Annotated in this window: 18 protein-coding genes; 10 read left to right on the top strand and 8 right to left on the bottom strand. The window is 39.8% G+C overall.

Features of this window, described 5'->3' with window-relative positions; genetic code table 11:
• Positions 1 to 726: 726 nt before the first annotated feature.
• From pcnB to panD, 5 genes are all read left to right on the top strand, one after another.
• On the top strand, positions 727 to 2,073 hold the full coding sequence (pcnB, locus tag FVA69_RS05270) for a polynucleotide adenylyltransferase PcnB (RefSeq protein WP_206608472.1): 1,347 nt from the start codon (positions 727 to 729) through the stop codon (positions 2,071 to 2,073).
• 17 nt (positions 2,074 to 2,090) lie between these two features.
• The gene (gene folK, locus FVA69_RS05265; protein ID WP_004913705.1) at positions 2,091 to 2,582 is read left to right on the top strand and encodes a 2-amino-4-hydroxy-6-hydroxymethyldihydropteridine diphosphokinase; all 492 of its coding nucleotides are present in this window, start codon (positions 2,091 to 2,093) and stop codon (positions 2,580 to 2,582) included.
• Positions 2,583 to 2,640: 58 nt separating this feature from the next.
• Complete coding sequence (panB, locus tag FVA69_RS05260) at positions 2,641 to 3,432, top strand: 3-methyl-2-oxobutanoate hydroxymethyltransferase (protein WP_004913707.1); 792 nt, start codon at positions 2,641 to 2,643, stop codon at positions 3,430 to 3,432.
• Between the two features lie 30 nt (positions 3,433 to 3,462).
• Positions 3,463 to 4,326 (top strand): pantoate--beta-alanine ligase, encoded by an 864-nt coding sequence (panC, locus tag FVA69_RS05255; protein WP_004913709.1) that lies wholly within the window; start codon positions 3,463 to 3,465, stop codon positions 4,324 to 4,326.
• A 236-nt stretch (positions 4,327 to 4,562) separates the two neighbouring features.
• Positions 4,563 to 4,943 (top strand): aspartate 1-decarboxylase, encoded by a 381-nt coding sequence (gene panD / locus FVA69_RS05250; RefSeq protein ID WP_109912045.1) that lies wholly within the window; start codon positions 4,563 to 4,565, stop codon positions 4,941 to 4,943.
• 124 nt (positions 4,944 to 5,067) lie between these two features.
• On the opposite strand, the gene FVA69_RS05245 is transcribed toward panD, so the two are convergent.
• Both FVA69_RS05245 and FVA69_RS05240 read right to left on the bottom strand, forming a co-directional pair.
• On the bottom strand, positions 5,068 to 5,838 hold the full coding sequence (locus FVA69_RS05245; protein ID WP_004913713.1) for an ABC transporter permease: 771 nt from the start codon (positions 5,836 to 5,838) through the stop codon (positions 5,068 to 5,070).
• Positions 5,835 to 6,776, bottom strand: coding sequence for an ABC transporter ATP-binding protein (locus FVA69_RS05240; RefSeq protein WP_004913716.1), 942 nt, complete (start codon positions 6,774 to 6,776; stop codon positions 5,835 to 5,837). Before FVA69_RS05240 ends, FVA69_RS05245 begins: the two co-directional genes overlap by 4 nt.
• A 257-nt stretch (positions 6,777 to 7,033) precedes the next feature.
• Here FVA69_RS05240 and can point away from each other — a divergent pair, with 257 nt between their 5' ends.
• Positions 7,034 to 7,687, top strand: a complete 654-nt coding sequence (can, locus tag FVA69_RS05235) for a carbonate dehydratase (protein WP_042851647.1) — start codon at positions 7,034 to 7,036, stop codon at positions 7,685 to 7,687.
• Between the two features lie 254 nt (positions 7,688 to 7,941).
• Here the strand turns inward: can and hpt are convergent, their stop codons facing one another.
• Together hpt and cueO are read right to left on the bottom strand one after the other, a co-directional pair.
• Positions 7,942 to 8,478, bottom strand: a complete 537-nt coding sequence (gene hpt / locus FVA69_RS05230) for a hypoxanthine phosphoribosyltransferase (RefSeq protein ID WP_004260548.1) — start codon at positions 8,476 to 8,478, stop codon at positions 7,942 to 7,944.
• 126 nt (positions 8,479 to 8,604) lie between these two features.
• Positions 8,605 to 10,221 (bottom strand): multicopper oxidase CueO, encoded by a 1,617-nt coding sequence (gene cueO, locus FVA69_RS05225; protein WP_164528499.1) that lies wholly within the window; start codon positions 10,219 to 10,221, stop codon positions 8,605 to 8,607.
• A 240-nt stretch (positions 10,222 to 10,461) separates the two neighbouring features.
• Here cueO and FVA69_RS05220 point away from each other — a divergent pair, with 240 nt between their 5' ends.
• Positions 10,462 to 10,809 (top strand): YacC family pilotin-like protein, encoded by a 348-nt coding sequence (locus FVA69_RS05220; protein WP_004913725.1) that lies wholly within the window; start codon positions 10,462 to 10,464, stop codon positions 10,807 to 10,809.
• 59 nt (positions 10,810 to 10,868) lie between these two features.
• Here FVA69_RS05220 and FVA69_RS05215 read toward each other — a convergent pair whose 3' ends face one another.
• Positions 10,869 to 11,918: an AbrB family transcriptional regulator gene (locus FVA69_RS05215; RefSeq protein WP_110732211.1), complete on the bottom strand. Its 1,050-nt coding sequence runs from the start codon at positions 11,916 to 11,918 to the stop codon at positions 10,869 to 10,871.
• 197 nt (positions 11,919 to 12,115) lie between these two features.
• Complete coding sequence (locus FVA69_RS05210) at positions 12,116 to 12,748, bottom strand: TetR/AcrR family transcriptional regulator (protein ID WP_109912041.1); 633 nt, start codon at positions 12,746 to 12,748, stop codon at positions 12,116 to 12,118.
• Between the two features lie 376 nt (positions 12,749 to 13,124).
• On the opposite strand from FVA69_RS05210, the gene FVA69_RS05205 reads away from it, so the two are divergent.
• The gene (locus tag FVA69_RS05205) at positions 13,125 to 14,342 is read left to right on the top strand and encodes a Tm-1-like ATP-binding domain-containing protein (RefSeq protein ID WP_109912040.1); all 1,218 of its coding nucleotides are present in this window, start codon (positions 13,125 to 13,127) and stop codon (positions 14,340 to 14,342) included.
• A gap of 12 nt (positions 14,343 to 14,354) precedes the next feature.
• Positions 14,355 to 15,182 carry a phosphoenolpyruvate hydrolase family protein gene (locus tag FVA69_RS05200; protein ID WP_004913739.1) on the top strand — a complete coding sequence of 276 codons (828 nt, stop codon included), beginning with the start codon at positions 14,355 to 14,357 and terminating at the stop codon, positions 15,180 to 15,182.
• Between the two features lie 73 nt (positions 15,183 to 15,255).
• On the opposite strand, the gene FVA69_RS05195 is transcribed toward FVA69_RS05200, so the two are convergent.
• Together FVA69_RS05195 and FVA69_RS05190 are read right to left on the bottom strand one after the other, a co-directional pair.
• Positions 15,256 to 15,978 (bottom strand): hypothetical protein, encoded by a 723-nt coding sequence (locus FVA69_RS05195; protein WP_004913743.1) that lies wholly within the window; start codon positions 15,976 to 15,978, stop codon positions 15,256 to 15,258.
• Positions 15,979 to 16,149: 171 nt separating this feature from the next.
• Positions 16,150 to 17,046, bottom strand: coding sequence for a diaminopimelate dehydrogenase (locus FVA69_RS05190; protein WP_109912038.1), 897 nt, complete (start codon positions 17,044 to 17,046; stop codon positions 16,150 to 16,152).
• Positions 17,047 to 17,385: 339 nt separating this feature from the next.
• On the opposite strand from FVA69_RS05190, the gene FVA69_RS05185 reads away from it, so the two are divergent.
• On the top strand, positions 17,386 to 18,732 hold the full coding sequence (locus tag FVA69_RS05185) for an MATE family efflux transporter (protein WP_004913749.1): 1,347 nt from the start codon (positions 17,386 to 17,388) through the stop codon (positions 18,730 to 18,732).
• The last annotated feature ends 176 nt before the right edge of the window (positions 18,733 to 18,908 follow it).

The raw sequence follows: 18,908 nt of genomic DNA, 5'->3' as shown, positions 1-18,908 counted from the left end.
AACGGCGCATATTACTGCGCCGTTACAAGGGAAACGCTTCATGCTATTATGTTCCACTCCTGACATGTTCCGCTCCTGACTTTTGATTTACATTAACCATCAAGTCAACCCCATCCTACTCCCTATTTTCTGCCTGTTGATGGCCACGATCGCCTCTCACTCACCTTTAAATAAGATAAATATTTACTTTCACATAATTTTTTACGCAAATAGATTATGTTATTTTTTTGCTCTACAGTTTGAGCTTAAATAATTAACTGACAACAAAAAATCGCTTAAAATAAGGCTTCTAATCGTATCCGCCTATAGCGAGAACGCTTTTCTGGCTATTATTTTACGTAAATTTTATTGGTAACGTTTATAATTAGAGGTGACTTTTATTCGTTTAACCATTCTCAAAGAAACTTCTGTGAGCTATGATTAGCCGCTTATTTTGTTTAATGAATATTGGTAATGACATCGAGGTGTACTATTTTTAACCGAGTAGCAAATTTCTGCCGTAATATTTTATCTCGCAATACAGACGCATCCCCTGAAGATGCAGTACAACATCGTGATCCTTCGCGAGATATACAGGCAGCCGGTAAAAGGCCAGTCACTCATTCTGCTCATGCGCAAACCGCATCTAAAGAGCAGAACACAGCTCAACCCCATAAAACAACCCCTATTAAAAAAACGGTTCGTCAATCTCAACGTGCCGATTCAACACCTGAGAAGCGCCCTACAATGACAACCGTAAACGACGAAAACATTACTGTTATCCCGCGTTCCGAGCACCCTATTTCACGCAGTGATATTAGTGACAATGCATTAAAAGTGCTGTATCGCTTAAACAAAAGTGGCTTTGAAGCCTACTTAGTGGGTGGTGGTGTGCGTGATTTGCTTTTAGGTCAAAAACCTAAAGACTTCGATATTACGACAAACGCAACGCCTGAACAGATCCGCAAATTATTCCGTAACTGCCGTTTAGTGGGTCGCCGTTTTCGGCTGGCACATATTATGTTTGGCCCCGAAATCATAGAAGTTGCAACTTTCCGTGGCCACCATGACCAAAATGCATCAGATGACAAAAACTTATCTGCACAAGCACAAAACGGCATGCTATTGCGCGATAACATCTTTGGCTCCATTGAAGAAGATGCGATTCGTCGGGACTTCACCGTTAACAGTCTATATTACAACATTGAAGACTTCACATTACGTGACTACGTCAATGGCTTGAATGACCTCAAAGCTGGCGTTATTCGTCTAATTGGTGATCCTGAAACGCGCTATCGTGAAGACCCTGTTAGAATGCTAAGAGCGGTACGTTTTGCCTGCAAATTAAATATGAGCATCGAACCAAAAACCGCTGAGCCAATTTACCAACTTGCTCATTTATTGAGAGAAATTCCATCTGCTCGGTTATTTGAAGAGTCTCTCAAATTACTCCAAGCAGGCCAAGGTTACGCTACCTATAAAATGCTCAAAAAGTATGGTTTGTTTGAGCAACTTTTCCCTGTTGTCGCAAGCCGTTTTACAGATAACAGTGATTCGCCAATGGAAAAAATCATTGAGCAAGTTCTTAAAAATACTGACTTCAGACTAAAAAATGATAAGCGTGTTAACCCTGCTTTTTTATTTGCTGTTATGTTATGGTACCCAGTTACAGAGCATGCTGAGAAGTTATCTCAAGAAGGTGGGTTGGCCTATTACGACGCCTTTGCGCTGGCAATGAATGATATTCTAGACGAGCAGTGCCGTTCAATTGCTATCCCAAAACGCATTACAACCACAATGCGTGATATTTGGTTATTGCAGTTACGCTTACCTCGCCGCCAAGGCCGTCGTGCCAATAAATTAATGGAACACCCAAAATTCCGTGCAGCGTTTGATTTATTAGAATTAAGAGCTAATGTCGAGCACCGCAACGAGTTACAAGAGCTAGCGTTATGGTGGACTGATTTTCAGCAAGCAAATAATATCAAACAGCGTGAAATGATTTCGGAATTAGGCAATGCACCCACTCGCCGCCGCCATCGTCCACGTTCATCACAAGGCGGTTCTGGGGCACGTCGGTCAAATAAGTCATAATAGATAGAGAGAATATAATGGAACAAGTCTATATTGCTGTAGGAAGTAACCTTGGTGAGCCACTATTACAGGCACAGCAAGCTATTGCAGCTTTAGATGCGATACCCAATAGCCGCGTTGTTTCTACCTCTTCTGTTTATCGAACTAAGCCTCTAGGCCCGCAAAATCAGCCAGATTTTCTTAATCTGGCTGTGTTACTTGAAACAACTCTTGAGCCCGAAGTTCTCCTCAACTATACACAAAAAATCGAACTTGAGCTGGGGCGTGTACGCAAAGAGGAGCGTTGGGGGCCACGAACGCTGGACCTCGATATCATGCTTTTTGGTAACCGTATCATCAATACTGAACGGTTGATCGTTCCACATTATGGGCTAAAAGAGCGTGAATTTATGTTGTATCCGCTTAGTGAAATCGCCCCTTCTCTTGTTTTTCCTGATGGCGAAAAGCTTTCAGAAAGACTCACACAAGTCCCTCGAAATGGCCTAACGTTTTGGGATATTCCAGCCTGAAATGTTCAACCTCTTATGAGGTATGGTCGCAGGGAGATCATTTCCGGAGGTTATTATAATGAAACCAATTTCTCTGGCTGATTTATGTCAGTTTAAAAAAGACAAACACAAATTTGCAACTATGACAGCCTATGACTCAAGCTTCGCTCAATTATTTTATGAGCAAGGTATCCAAGTGATGCTCGTTGGAGACTCACTGGGAATGACGATTCAAGGTGAATCCTCCACCTTACCCGTTACTGTCGAGCAAATTGCTTACCACACCCGATGCGTTCGCAAAGGCGCGCCAAATGCCTTCATTATTGCAGATATGCCATTTATGAGTTACGCCACACCAGAACAAGCTTGCGCCAATGCGGCTATTTTAATGCAGGCAGGCGCAAACATGGTCAAAATTGAGGGTGGCAGTTGGTTATGTGATACGGTAAGAATGCTAGGAGAACGCTCTGTTCCTGTGTGTGGCCATCTAGGTTTAACGCCACAAGCCGTCAATGTCCTTGGCGGTTATAAAGTCCAAGGACGTGATGAAGTCACCGCCAATCAATTACTCAAAGATGCGATTGCACTAGAAAATGCAGGCATCCAATTGTTGGTTCTTGAATGTGTCCCAACCACCTTAGCCAATCATGTTACGGAAGAGCTACTATTGCCCGTGATTGGTATTGGTGCGGGAAATGGGACTGATGGACAAATTCTTGTTATGCATGATGCGCTGGGTATTACCGCACGAGCCCCTAAATTCGCAAAAAACTTTTTAGCTCAAGCGGGCAACCTTCATGATGCTATTCGTATGTATATCCAAGAAGTGGAAGATGGCATTTACCCAAGTGAAGCCCATTCTTTTTCTTAATTGATGTCAGAAATTATAAGGAACACACGTATGCTTATCGTTGAAACGGCGCTTATCTTACGCCGTGAAATCCGCCGCTGGAAACAAGAAGGCAAACGTATTGCACTTGTCCCAACAATGGGTAATTTACATGATGGTCACTTAACACTCATTGACCAAGCAAAAAAACAAGCTGATGTTGTGATTGCCAGTATCTTCGTTAACCCGATGCAATTTGATAGGCAATCTGATTTAGCCAATTACCCACGAACGTTGCAAGAAGATTGCGAAAAACTAAAACGTCGTGACATCAATTTGGTTTTTGCGCCTTCCCCTCAAGAATTCTACCCAGAAGGGATGGAAAAACAGACTTTTGTTGAAGTTCCAGAGTTATCGACCATATTAGAAGGCGCAAGCCGCCCTGGGCACTTTAAAGGTGTCGCAACGGTTATTACTAAGTTGTTCAACTTAGTACAGCCAGATATTGCCTTGTTTGGTGAGAAGGATTACCAGCAATTACAATTAATTCGCAAGTTAGTTGCTGACTTATCATTTGATACACAAATTGTTAGCGTCCCAACAGTTAGAGCCAAGAATGGTCTAGCACTGAGCTCACGCAACAATAATTTGTCAGCGGAAGAGCTAAAAACAGCGCCTAAGCTGTATCAAATTATGCAACAAGCGGGTGAAAAATTAGTGGCTGAACCTGATGCATCTGAAGTTATTATTGAAGAGATGAACAATAGCTTACGAGAAGCCGGCTTTACTCCTGATGAGCTATTTATTCGCGATGCAGATACATTATTACCACTTGGTGAGTCCAGTAAACGTGCGGTTATTTTAATGGCGGCATGGTTAGGTCAAACGCGTCTTATTGACAATTTACAAGTTGACCTACCAAGTAATATTGCATAAAACAATAAGACTTATAACACTATCACAGCAACCATCTTGCTGCGTTGCTAAGCCTGTTGCGACTTATATACACGTAGTCAACAACGCTGCAGTTTTGAAGGCACTATGATTTTATTCAAAGTCATTCAGATTGCAGCTAGGCGACAAGTAAGTGAGTCCCTAGGAGCATACATAAATATGTGACTAGGGCGAGCGCACGTAGTCAACAACGCTGCAATTTGAAGGACGAAGAAGACATGTTAAGAAGAATGTTGCAAGGCAAACTCCATCGCGTCACAGTCACACAAGCAGACTTACACTACGAAGGCTCATGTGCGATTGATCAGGACTTTATGGATGCCGCTGGGATCCTTGAATACGAGGCCATTGATATTTACAACGTTGATAATGGCGAACGTTTTTCGACTTACGCAATTTCAGGCGAACGGGGCTCAAAAATCATCTCGGTTAATGGTGCTGCTGCCCGCCGCGCTGCGGTTGGTGATAAGCTGATTATTTGTTCTTATGTACAAATGGAAGATGAAGATGCGCGCCTACATAAGCCAAAAGTGGCTTATTTTGATGAAAACAATAAAATGAGTCGCATCGCAAAAGCAGTCCCTGTTCAAGTGGCATAATGTTGGATTTTATTTATCCAACAATTTGATTAGTATTGCCATTTATATACATCTCAATAAAAAACGGCTTTTGATTACGCTAAGTACCAAAAGCCGTTTTTTTTACACAATTTCAGCCCAAAATTTAACTTCTTAAGCCTCTACCTTGCTCAATCAAAAACCATGTTAATGCATAAAAGACGACTAAGAAAATCATTAAGACGCCTAACGTAATCGCGATAGAAACATCGGCTATTCCCAGAAAACCATAACGAAAGCCGCTGATCATGTACACAATTGGGTTCAGTTTAGAAACGGCTTGCCAAAACGGTGGTAACAGCGATAGTGAATAAAATACACCACCTAAATACGTTAATGGTGTTAAGACAAAGGTTGGAACAATACTAATATCATCAAATGTCTTTGCGAAGATAGCATTTAGTAAGCCAGCAAGTGAAAATACAATTGCGGTTAGCAATAACGTTATGACTACCATTGCCCATGAATGCACTTGCAATGGAATAAAGAATAACGATACCAATGTAACAAGAAAACCCACTAAAATCCCTCTAGCAACACCACCGCCGACAAAACCTGCGATAATAATATGCGTCGGAACGGGGGCTACCAGTAATTCTTCGATATTTTTCTGAAATTTAGAGCCAAAGAAAGAAGAACAAACATTTGAATATGAATTAGTGATCACCGCCATCATGATTAACCCAGGGACGATGAATTGCATATAATCTACACCACCCATATCACCAATTCTAGAACCAATTAAGTTACCAAAAATCACAAAATACAGCGACATTGTGATCACCGGTGGTAATAGTGTTTGTATCCAAATACGACCAAACCGTGTGACTTCTTTTATCCAAATGGTTTTCAATGCGACCCAATATAATGAGATCATCTTGCAATCTCCTTCTCGGTTGCATTACTTTCTCTTTTAACTAAGTTAACAAATAACTCTTCTAATCGGTTTGCTTTATTTCGCATACTTAAAATCTGAACACCTTGCTCACTAAATTGGCTAAAGACACTATTTAGACCTTGCTCTCTTTTAACATCCACCTCAAGTGTTGAAGTATCTATCAAACGAGATTCATACCCTAATAATTGAGGGATCGGACTTTTTGGCATTAAATCAAAAATAAAGGTTTCTGATTCTAATTGGCTCAGTAATTGCTTCATACTAGTATTTTCAACTAATTCACCATGTTGAATAATGCCAATATTACGGCACAACATTTCAGCCTCTTCCAAATAGTGAGTTGTTAAAATAATTGTCGTCCCCTGAGCGTTAAGATTCTTTAAAAATGTCCACATTGAGCGACGAAGCTCAATATCAACACCCGCAGTGGGTTCATCCAAAATTAATAGCTTTGGTTGGTGCATCAATGCACGGGCTATCATTAAACGGCGTTTCATACCACCGGACAAATTACGTGCCCGCTCATCACGCTTTTCCCATAAATCAAGTTGGGTTAGGTACTGCTCTGCACGTTGTACCGCAACAGAACGCGTAACCCCATAATAACCGGCTTGGTTAAGGACAATTTGTAATACCGTTTCAAATGGATTGAAATTAAACTCTTGAGGCACTAATCCAAGTTGCTGCTTTGCTTGCACAACTTGTTTTTCTAAATCATAACCAAATACTTTTACAGACCCGCTTGTTTTGTTTACCAGCGAGCTAATGATCCCTATTGTAGTTGATTTACCCGCGCCATTTGGTCCCAACAATGCGTAAAAGTCACCGTCTTCAACGCTCAGATCAATCCCTTTCAGGGCTTTCACACCACCTGGGTAGGTTTTGGTTAACTGCGATAACTCAAGTGCATATGTCATATGTAAAAAAAACCTTTATTCTTAGAACGGTTTGAAGGCAATATATCACCATGATGCCACTTTTTTCTGCTCTATGTTATGCAGAAAAGAGATAATTAGTTTATACAATATAATTCAATATGTTATAAATTTAGGGTTGTCTTGTCTAAAAGACAGGTTCATCATAAGGGCATTAAAATTAGTATAACTAATTATTAATTAATCAATAAATGTTGTATAAGATTTTATCGCAAAGTAACACAACTAGGCTATAAGTCATGATGAGAAAAATCGAAGAGCTGTTTGCTAACAATGAAGCATGGTCAGCATCAGTCAATGAACAAGACCCCGAATTCTTCAAAGAATTATCAAAAGCACAAAAGCCGAGATTCTTATGGATAGGCTGCTCTGACAGCCGAGTACCTGCAGAAAAACTCATTAACGCGGCACCTGGGGACCTTTTTGTGCACCGTAATGTTGCCAACTTAGTCATTCACACTGACCTAAACTGTTTATCAGTCATTCAATATGCGGTTGATGTCTTACAAGTTGAGCACATTATTATTTGCGGCCACTATGGCTGTGGTGGTATTGAAGCGGCGGTTGATAATACCGAACTTGGCTTAATTAATAACTGGCTATTACACATAAGAGATATTTGGTACAGACATAGCTCTATGTTGGGTGAATTAAAGCCTTGTGAGCGTCTTAACCGTTTATGTGAGTTAAATGTTGTTGAGCAAGTTTATAACTTAGGGCATTCAACGATCATGCAGTCTGCATGGAAACGTGGCCAAAAAGTGATGATCCACGGCTGGGTATATGGGATTAATAATGGTCGATTACAAGACTTACATATTACTGCCGATAGTCGAGAAAAACTTGAATTGTGTTACCGTGAAGCCATTTCTACTTTAACTCAAAAAAAGTAATTTAAAATATAAATTGGAAGCTCTTATAATTAAGAGCTTCTTTCTTATTAATCCCCAAATCAGCATAATTAAAATATAAAAAACTTTCCTTTCAATTGACTAAAAAAAAGAAAATAAAATTCAATTAAAGCAAATTTATCATTAACAACAAATGAGAGTAAACAATTAAAATTAAGATATAACGTGTTGTTAATATTATATTAAAACAAAAGGACAGCTTACGCTGCCCTTTTTATTCATGCTATTCTAAAGTTTTATTCTTCAAGTAACGTTACATGGCCAATATAAGGTAAATGGCGATATTGTTGAGCGTAGTCAATACCGTAACCCACCACAAATTTGTCTTCGATAGAATAACCAATCCACTCAACAGGAACCTGTACTTCTCGACGTGAAGGTTTATCCAGCAATGTACAAATAGCGACAGATTTAGGGCCGCGTAATTCGAAAATCTCACGTACTTTATTTAAGGTATTACCTGAATCAATAATATCTTCAACAATTAAGACGTGTTTATCGCGAATATCTTCATCCAAGTCTTTGACAATTTTAACATCACGGCTTGATGTCATCGCATTACCGTAACTTGAAACAGTCATAAAATCGACTTCATGGGGAACATCAATCTTACGGCATAAGTCGGCCATAAAAATAAATGAACCTTTTAGTAAGCCAACAAGGACTAATTCACCATCAAGTTTTTGATAATGAGCACTAATTTTATCGGCTAATTCGCTGATTCGCTGAGCAATCTCTTCTTCAGAGATCATCACTTCAAGGGTATGTTTCATCTTCTATTACGCATCTATGGGAATGGAAAGCGCGTAATTTTATCATAGGCAGCACGCATATACTAATAAAGGAAAATGCAGTGCTAAAATTTCACACTACATTTTCTCTGAAAGTAAATGTGGCTGTTAACTCACAGTGAAGCCCAACATCATCCCTGTATCTTCATGCTCTAAGAGATGGCAATGAGCCATATAAGGGTGCTGTTGTGTTGCAGGGTGTTTAAATTCAACTAAAATTTCACTCACCTGCCCTTCTACTTTGACAATATCTTTCCATCCTTGACGATGAGGCTCTACGGCTTGGCCGTTTTCTTTTAGGATACGAAAACGCGTGCCATGAACATGGAATGGATGCAACATCATATCACCGCGTCCTGAAACGCCCCAAATTTCTTGTTGATTCATAGGAGCGTTGAATGCAGGATGCGTCATTGAGAAAACTTGCCCATTTATAGTATTCGCATTATGAATATCCAAGCCATCAGAACCTGTACCACAATGGCCGCCACTTCCCATTTTGCCATTCATATTTCCATGATTCATATTACCTGCATTCATGTTACCGTGGTTCATATTCCCCATCATTGCACCATGACCGCCCATATTCCCCATCGCCTGATCGCCATATTTCTCACGCAACATCATCATGCCTTGCATATCTAAGCGCATATCCATCATTAAATGGAAACGACGGCGATTTAAGCCAGCAAGAGAAGGAATCGCGGGTATGGCTGCTAGTGTTGATGGTAAGTCACCTTCCCCTTTCGTCAACGTTGTTTCGATACGCAGCACTGGCAAAGGCTGGTCAAATGGTGCAATCGTCATTCCCATTTGCCCGACAGGTAGCGTTACCAAATCAAATGCGCGGCCATCGGAGGCGTCAATTAATACCTCAAAACGCTCTCCCATCAAGATAGGTAATTCGGTTAGCGCAATCGGCTCAGCTAATAAACCACCATCACTCGCAACGACATACATTTTACGTCCATCACTGGTGGAAATATTTAAGCTTCTAGCATTACAGCCATTTAATAACCTTAATCGTATCCAACCTTTCGGGGCAACATGTTTAGGATAAACAGCACCATTCGTTAGCATGATATCGCCAAACCAACCCACTGCGGCACTCATCACATCAAGTTGATAATCAATTTGGCCATCATCTTTTAGGCGTTTGTCTTGCAAAATGACTGGAATATCATCAACACCCCAATCGTTTGGTAAGCCATGCTTTGTGCTGTCATCATCTTTAATTAATACAAGGCCTGCTAACCCCATAGCCACTTGATAGCCGGTTTTTCCATGAGTATGAGGATGGAACCAACATGTCGCTTCACTTTGGTTTACCGTAAAATTCACTTTTCGGCTTGCGTTTGGTTCGATTATTGCTTGGGGGCCGCCATCTTGTTCACCTGAAATTTCTAAACCATGCCAATGAACTGTCGTGTCTTCTGCCAGTTGGTTAACAATATTGATATTAACATTCTGTCCATTTTTCAAGCTAATTGCAGGGCCTAATAAATTGCCGTTATAACCCCATGTTGTCGTTTGCTTTCCAGGAACAAATTGTGAAACGCCCTTCTGGATAACCAACTGAATGTTACCTTGCGCATCAGGCTCCAATAAGGGGGGGATCGCTAATGTTGGATAATTTCCCGCTGCGACCGCGATGCGGCTCCAAATAGGCAGCGCACTTGCAGCATATGTGATAGCACTTAATTTAAGAAAATCGCGACGTAGCATTGATAACCTTCCTTTTATTTATCAAATTGATAATCATCTGTGGTGTGATTTATGACAAATTACACTTTCGAAGCAAAACATGGTTTAATGACGGTATGATAAAGCTTCCCCTTACAGGAAGGTCAATAAAACCACTCCATAAATGTGGGTTTATTACATGGATTTAAGAAAAATATAGTTGACTAACAATTCTATTCTTATGCTAACGTAACTTGACATAGAAAACAGATAGAATAACGAATGCGCAAATTTATATTGATGTCATGCTTAATGACTCTGTTAGGGATAACCAATTCTGCCAGAGCTCTTTCCACCAACGAAGCTGAAGATCTTGCTGATCTCACGGCCGTTTTTATTTATCTAAAATATGATTGCGGGTATTCACAAATCCCAGATAGAGAAATTGAACGTGCTATTGTTTACTTTGCGAAAAGTAACAAATGGGATCTTAGTAACTATAATGCGGAAAAAATGACCGTTCTTAACAAAGAAAGTTATAGTGATCTAAAAGGGATACCACTCACCACCGAGTTTAAATGCCAGTCTCTTGCTCGCGATTCACTAGGCCTCTTTGCTTACGTCAAATAAGCAGATGAAAAAAGCCTATCAAGAAAACATGCCAAATATCGCCTGCATGTTTTCTTTCTTTACTTTAAATGACTATTTCTTTTTTGCCTTCTTTCTTGCCAAAACAACGCTATCGATGGAATACTTTGAATAATTACCATCCTGATAATATGGTTTGACATAACAAAGCCCGCGTCTAAATTCATGGTGATTGCGGCGAATGTCATCGCTTCCATACTCCCCGGAGCCCACGCTAACAATAGTACCGAAATATCATAGCCTGTAATCCAAGAGGCAAATACCGTGATAAGAAAAGTCAGCACGATATTAACCACCACAACTTGGGCCGAAGAGTATATATTTTTAATTAACGATGAAAGTGGAAACACAATGAAATGGTTACCAATGTTCATCCCAATTAATACCATACTGAGTTCAGTCAACATCAACGGGAAATTTAATGGGATATCCGCCCAACCTTGAATAAGAGTTGCTGCCGCTAATGACGTTAACATAAAAGGTGCGGGGACTTTTAAACGCTGTAATATTGCCCCTGAAATTACCCCAACTGCAATAATGAGCACTAGCCATCCCGTTGCAACTAATGTCAATTCTGGAAATTCTATTATCGGTTGAGGATCTCCATCGCTCCCCACAACAATTCCTGCTAATAAAATAAGAATAATTAAGCGAATTGTATGGGAAATAACAATTTTCTGAGGTGGGGTATGAGTATGGTCAGTTAATGCCAGAATAGCTGCCATAGCACCGGGGACAGAGCCAAGCATCGCTTCTTGTTTTGTCCAACCGACTTTGCGGTAAAACCAAAAAAAACTAAATGAAAATTGTACAGCCAAACAGACAACTAGCATCAATAGTAAAAGAAATAAATTGTCTGCTTCATTAAGTGATACTTGATTAAACATCAAGCCCACAGAGGTCCCGAGCGTGACTTGAACAAAGGTAATAGTATGTTTAGGGATGGCAAACGAAACACCAAAACGATGAAAAATGATAATGGCAATGATTGGGCCAAACATCAATGCAAGGGGAACTCCGAGGTAAGTCAGCCCGCCACCAATCAAGGCACAGATGGAAATCCCACCTAACATTTTTAATAATTTCATCATATGGTATTAACCATTAAGTCTTTTTATAGTCCTAATTTATATCATATTATTTTAAGTCATATGACTTTAGTTTTTATTTATTTATTACCCTAGTGGTATCCACCAGAATTTATCTATTTATTAGGTTTTGATCTTATTATTTTGACTTGGTTTGAAAAATTTCTCTTAACTAAAATTAACATAACGTAGCCATAAAACTATTTTTTCCGTTTTATATTATCAGCACGAGCTTGATTCATTATTGCTTTGGACATCCATTGAGCTAACGCAGTGACTTGGGCATCATCCATTTTCCAAATATCTTTTAATACTAAAAATATTTCGGAACCATAAATAACAGAAAAGGCTCTAATCACTTTATCTATAATTTCTTGCGGATATTCTGATTTCATTGGCGATGTCACCATCGCAAGAATTTCTTTGCGATTTCCACGTTCTAGACGCTTATCATTAACATTTTGTGGATCAGCTCGACCCTGAGCCCACTGCTGCAATGACGCTTGCAATGCAGCCCGTAAAACACCTTCATGTTCAAACATACGCGGAAATGCATAGGTTAATAACTCGTCAATACGATCTTCAGTTTGCTCACTTTGTGGGCGCCAAGTTAAAATTGGCCCTAAGCTCTCATTAACCGTTGCAGTAATTAAATCGGCCTGCGTCGGAAAATAACGATAAGCTGTCGCACGAGAAACTCCCGCTTCAAGCGCTAATTCAGAAACAGAAGGCATTGCCCCTTTTTCAAATAAATCTAAAGCCGTCGTAACCAATAATACATAGGTCCGTTTTCGTGTCCCTTTGTATTCTGAGTATGAATTAGTTTTAGACATTAATTTATCCTTAAAATACTGTCACTTACTATAAATCGAGTTAATACTCATGAAAACATATAAGTGTGAATAGGTAAACATACTTGATTGATAATTTGTAAAAATTTATCCATAAAGATGATTTTAAAAGTAATAACAAAAGACAGAATAATTACATTTAAATATTATAAGTTTCCACATCCATTCAAAATAATTCAAGACTCTTATTGAGAATTTATTTCTATTTATCAATAGGATATATCATCCAGACACCAATGCCCTTCACCATAAAATGTAAAATGAGACTGCAATCTCATTTTACAACCAAACAAAATGATACTATAGTCTCATTATGATGAAAAATTCAACGTTAGTTTTACTCTGAAAGGGTTTTTCTATGAAAAAATATCCGGGTTTTATTTATATTGTAACAACGCTTGACACGAAAAGTGCTGAACTATTTTATGTCAGTGAATTAATCAAAAACGCCGGATTGGCGGTACGTACCGTTGACCTGACAACACAACCAACGCAATTAGATAAAAACGCAGATATCAGCGCGCATGCCGTTGCAAGTTTTCATCCACTTGGCGCTGAAGCCGTTTTCTGTGGTGATCGCGGTAAAGCCATTGAAGCCATGGCACACGCTTTTAGCCTTTACCTTGCCGCACAAACAGATGTTGCCGCTATTCTTGGTTTAGGAGGGTCTGGCGGAACCGCACTCATTACACCCGCCATGCAAGTGTTGCCTGTAGGTATTCCAAAATTAATGGTTTCTACGATGGCATCAGGGGATATTTCCGGTTATATCGGCGCCAGTGATATTTCGATGATGTACTCCGTCACTGATGTGTCTGGTTTGAATATCATTTCCCGTAAAGTATTAAAAAATGCAGCCAACCAAATTGCAGGAGCGGTTTGGTTTGATAGCGAAGAACAACCGCACGACTTAAAGCCTGCGATTGCCCTAACCATGTTCGGGGTAACGACCCCATGCGTCCAGCAACTTACAACTCAGTTAGAAGCCCAATATGACTGTCTAGTCTTCCATGCAACAGGCAGTGGTGGTAAAGCCATGGAAAAACTGATTGATAGCCAGTTATTGCATTCTGTTTTAGACATTACAACCACTGAAGTGTGTGATTACTTATTTGGTGGCGTACTAGCATGTGATGAAGACCGCTTTGGTGCTATTGAGCGTACTCAAACCCCTTGCGTGATGTCTTGTGGAGCCTTGGATATGGTGAATTTTGGTCGCCCTTCCACTGTGCCTAAACACTATCAAGATCGCTTATTTTATCATCACAATGCTCAAGTCACTTTAATGAGAACGACCAAAGAAGAAAATCAGCAAATGGGTCGTTGGATTGCCGAAAAGTTAAATCGTTGTCATGGTGAAGTGCGCTTTATTATTCCAACAGCAGGTTTCTCAGCTTTAGATGTTGAAGGTGCTCCATTTTGGGATCCTATCGCAGACCAAGCCTTCATTGATACTTTAACCGCAAATTTAATAATAACAGAGAAAAGACAGCTTATTTTGAGTCCTTATCATATTAACTCCTCAGAGTTTTGTGATCAGGTTATTCAGCTTCATCAGGAAATTTTGAACAAATAATAGAGGTTAATTATGAAACATAACCGCACAGATTTATTAAAAAAATTTAGAGACATGATTGCTCGGGGAGAACCAATCATCGGTGGTGGCGCAGGAACAGGACTATCGGCGAAATGCGAAGAAGCGGGCGGTATTGATTTAATTGTTATCTATAACTCAGGCCGTTACCGCATGGCGGGTAGAGGTTCCCTTGCAGGTTTATTAGCTTATGGTAATGCGAATGAAATCGTTATGGATATGGCAAAAGAAGTTTTACCTGTAGTAAAACAGACGCCAGTTCTTGCGGGTGTGAATGGAACAGATCCATTCTGCCAATTCGATAAGTTCCTTGATGATATCAAAGCAACAGGTTTTGCAGGGGTGCAAAATTTCCCTACTGTCGGTCTAATTGATGGTAATTTCCGCGCCAACTTAGAAGAAACAGGTATGGGTTATGGGTTAGAAGTTGAAATGATCCGTTTAGCCCACGAAAAAGATTTACTTACAACGCCTTACGTTTTTAGTGCTGAAGATGCCATTGCGATGACTCAAGCTGGTGCTGACATTATTGTACCACACATGGGGCTAACGACTGGCGGGAATATTGGCGCAGAAACGGCACTGACGCTCAAAGATTGTGTGCCATTAATCAATGAATGGGCAAAAGCGGCAAAAGCAGTACGCGAAGATGTGATTGTTCTGTGCCACGGTGGCCCAATAGCTACCCCAGAAGATGCTGAATACATTTTAGCCAACTGCCCTGATTGCCATGGCTTCTATGGTGCCAGCTCAATGGAACGTTTGCCAACAGAAGTGGCATTAACCGCCACCACACAAAAATTTAAATCAATTACACGTTAGTTTTTTACTTTATATTTTGCCAACACCAGGCGCCTACTTCGGTAGGCGTTTTTTTATCTTTCTAGCTACAAAGTTATTTCCCTTTTTCCTGGTAAATAGAATGCCCTTTGCATAAAAAATGTGTTAGGCAAGCCATAAATATAGGCATACCAAAATAGAGCACGCCAAAGGCAAAAGCCACATGGGGTTTATCTGGAAACTCGCCCCCCGTAGAAATACTCGAATAATAGTCAATCGACCTTAAATATTCAGGCGTTAATCCGCCATAAGGTACGAGAAAAGATAAAATTAACACCGAGAAAATACAGAACATAAAATTGAGTGCCATTAACGCTGAATAGCCCATATTTTCAGAGCGTTCTTGCTCTGTTCGACTGGTTAAACCAAAAAGCATTCGATTTGCGACAGTGGCACTATACAAATATAAAATTAATGGGGAATCCCCTAAGACTGACATATTAATAGCCAGAGCAAAAAGGCCATAGAAAAGGGCAAATAACGTTAATATTCGCCAATCACGAAATACCGCCATAAAGACGCCTGAGTGAACTAAAATAAATTCAAAAATCAGGATCAGTGTCAGGTTATAAATAATTTCTACTGTATAGTATTCAGGAAAAAACCATACCGATAAAATAAAACCGACATAAAATAATGAAAAGCCATAATTTATTATTTTAGAAAAAGCACGAATAATGCTGAAAGAATGCGGAGTTTCCTTCACACTTTTTACTGAAGATTGTTTTGGGAAAAAACCTTGGTTGTTATCTTTCCCATTCCTTGGTGGCTTTACCATTACCTCACTCCATGTCATCAATATCACTTTACTAATAAGCTACTTGATAACACAAAAAATAAACAGTGGCTAAAGTCCGAATGGCGGATTCAGGATAAGATAAAGTGTAAGGAATATCGACAAGATGGCATGAACGTACACTCGCCATGCCACAGATAGATTAAATTGAAATTAAACCAATTTGGCGATCAGCGTATCTAAATCACCTTGTAAGAAATTCACGGGTGGAATTTCAATCACGGTATATGCACCTGCAGCTTGTTTCATGGTCGCACGTGCGGCAGAAACCATAAACTGAGAAGTGAGTGCGGGATTATTAATACGCATTGAATATTCGAATAACTGGTTATGTGTTGCCCCTGAAACCCCTTTATGGGTCATGTGCACACCATGCCCAACATCTTTTAATGCATCAATGCTATCGACTTGACGAATATGTGTTTCATCAGAAGAAAAATAGCTATCTGCTTTAATTGCTTGAGTCACTGCATCAAAATTCACGCCACTTTCTAATTCAACATAAACCATACGGCGATGAACCCCAGTCCCTAATGGGATTGTGACAGAAAGTGCATCTTTGACGCCATCAATTGCTTTGGCAGCCACACTGTGCCCCATACTCATCCCTGGTCCAAAATTAGTAAAAGTTACCCCTTTTGGTGCCATCGCTAACATTAGAGTTCGCATAATCGAATCCGAACCAGGATCCCATCCAGCAGAAACAACTGCCACGCTATTATGTTGCTTCGCAATATCATCTAAGCTGTGTTTTAAAGCGACAATATCTGAATGAACGTCAAAGCTATCAACCGTATTAATTCCCAAACTTAAAATTTTTGCTGCTAATGGACCGATTGCACGCGTAGGTGAACAGAGTAGCGCAACATCAACTTCTCCTAGTTTTTCAATATCATCAACCACTTTGTAGGCTGAAAGTTCAGCGGGAATATCTTGTGTATTGCGACGAACTACCCCGACTAACTCAAAATCTTCAGCGGCCAGAACAGCTTCTAGTGCATAGCGGCCAATATTACCGTAGCCCACTATTGCTGCTTTAATTTTTGTCATTTTTACTCCTATACCGTGCTGATGTTGCTTATTAAATTATTTATACCCGTAATCCTTCAAGTTGCAGCGCTTTTCGTTGAGGTATAAGTGACTACGCTCAGCTCGCCGAGTCACATAGTTTATCTATGTTCCCCGCCTATCTTCCCTTGTCGCCTACCTGCAACTCGAATTATTTAGGGTATATAGCGAAATTAAATTTAACAGAATAATTAAAAGTAAACAAAACATTAGCCTAATTAAATCAGATGCATTTTAACCCTATTTTCATTGTTGAAATCCATGTAGAATTAGCCACTCAACAAGCTTTCCCTAACATTCATGAATATATAAAGGTTCTCAATGCATCAATCTGATGTGACTGAGCGGTCACTCTTTTCGCTCAGCTGGCCAATTTTTATCGATATTTTTCTTCATTTGGCCACATTATTAATTAATACCTATATGGTTAGCCACGTTTCTACTGCCTACCTTGCTGCTATGGGGGTGGGAAACCAAGTGTTTGACCTATTTATTACTATTTTTAACTTTATAAGTGTGGGATGTAGCGTTGTTATTGCCCAATACTTAGGAGCAGGCCGCAGAGAAAAAGCCAGCCAAGCAATTCATATTTCAATCGCGTTTAACTTTATTCTTGGTTTTTCTAGCGCGCTAGTCGCATTATTTTTTGGCTATAGCATTCTAACTATCATGAATATGCCATCACATTTAATGGCTGATGGTTATACTTATTTACGTATTTTAGGGATATGTTTAATTCCTGAAGCGATTTCAATTATTTTAGCCGCATGCTTGCGAGTTTATGGTAAAGCACAGCCTGCAATGTGGGTCACATTAATCGCTAATGTGATTACCGTGTTTGGTAACATCATTGTTCTTTATGGTTTCTTTGGGTTACCACAATATGGCCTTGAGGGCGTTGCTTGGTCAACTGTCGTTGGGCGTATTGTTGCCGTTATTTTACTCTTCTGCCTACTGTTTTATGGGTTGAGGATTAAATTTGTCCCAATGATGCTAATACACTGGTCGCGAAAAATGTTGGGTAAAATTTTACATATTGGCTTACCCTCCGCCGGTGAAAACCTCGTTTGGATCCTCCATTTTATGACCGCATCTGCGTTTATCGGTCTCATGGGAGAAACATCTCTTGCGGCACAAACACTCTATTTCCAATTGTCATTATTTATCATGCTGTTCGGTATCTCTATCAGTATTGGTAATGAAATTATGGTTGGCCATCTTGTTGGAGCAAAACGCTTTGAAGATGCCTTTAGGCGCGGGGTAAAAAGCCTCAAAATGGGTTTTTACGTAACAATTGGTGTCGTTATTGCCTTTTGGTTATTCCGTGATCCTATCCTAAATAATATTACGGACGACCACGGTATTATTGAATTATTGCTGCCATTGTTCTTACTTTCGGTGTTCTTAGAACCCGGCAGAACAATTAATATCGTGATGGTGAATGCCTTACGTGCCTCAGGTGATGCCCGCTTTCCTCTGTGTACCGCCATTATTTTTATGTGGGGCGTCGCTATCCCATTAGGCTACTTCTTAGGCATAAAAATGGAGATGGGTCTCTTAGGTATTTGGCTAGGTTTCTTTGCTGATGAATGGTTACGCGGCTTAACGAATGCATGGCGCTGGCGTTCACGTAAGTGGCAAAGTAAACGTCTTGATGTAGAAAGCTAATCTGTTCCGTTATCACTCAGTCCTGCCGAATTTTATAGGCAGGACTTTTGTGACCAGGCTCAAAATTAGAATTTTTTCATTTTTATAATTCAAATTAGAGATAATATTTCTCTTCACTCTCTTTAAATCCCCTAACTTAGTGAAGTTTTTCTCCAGACTGTTGTTTAAAATAATAA

Source organism: Providencia sp. PROV004 (assembly GCF_011045615.1).
Classification (GTDB): Bacteria; Pseudomonadota; Gammaproteobacteria; order Enterobacterales; family Enterobacteriaceae; genus Providencia; species Providencia rettgeri.
This window is presented reverse-complemented; position numbering and strand designations above follow the sequence as displayed.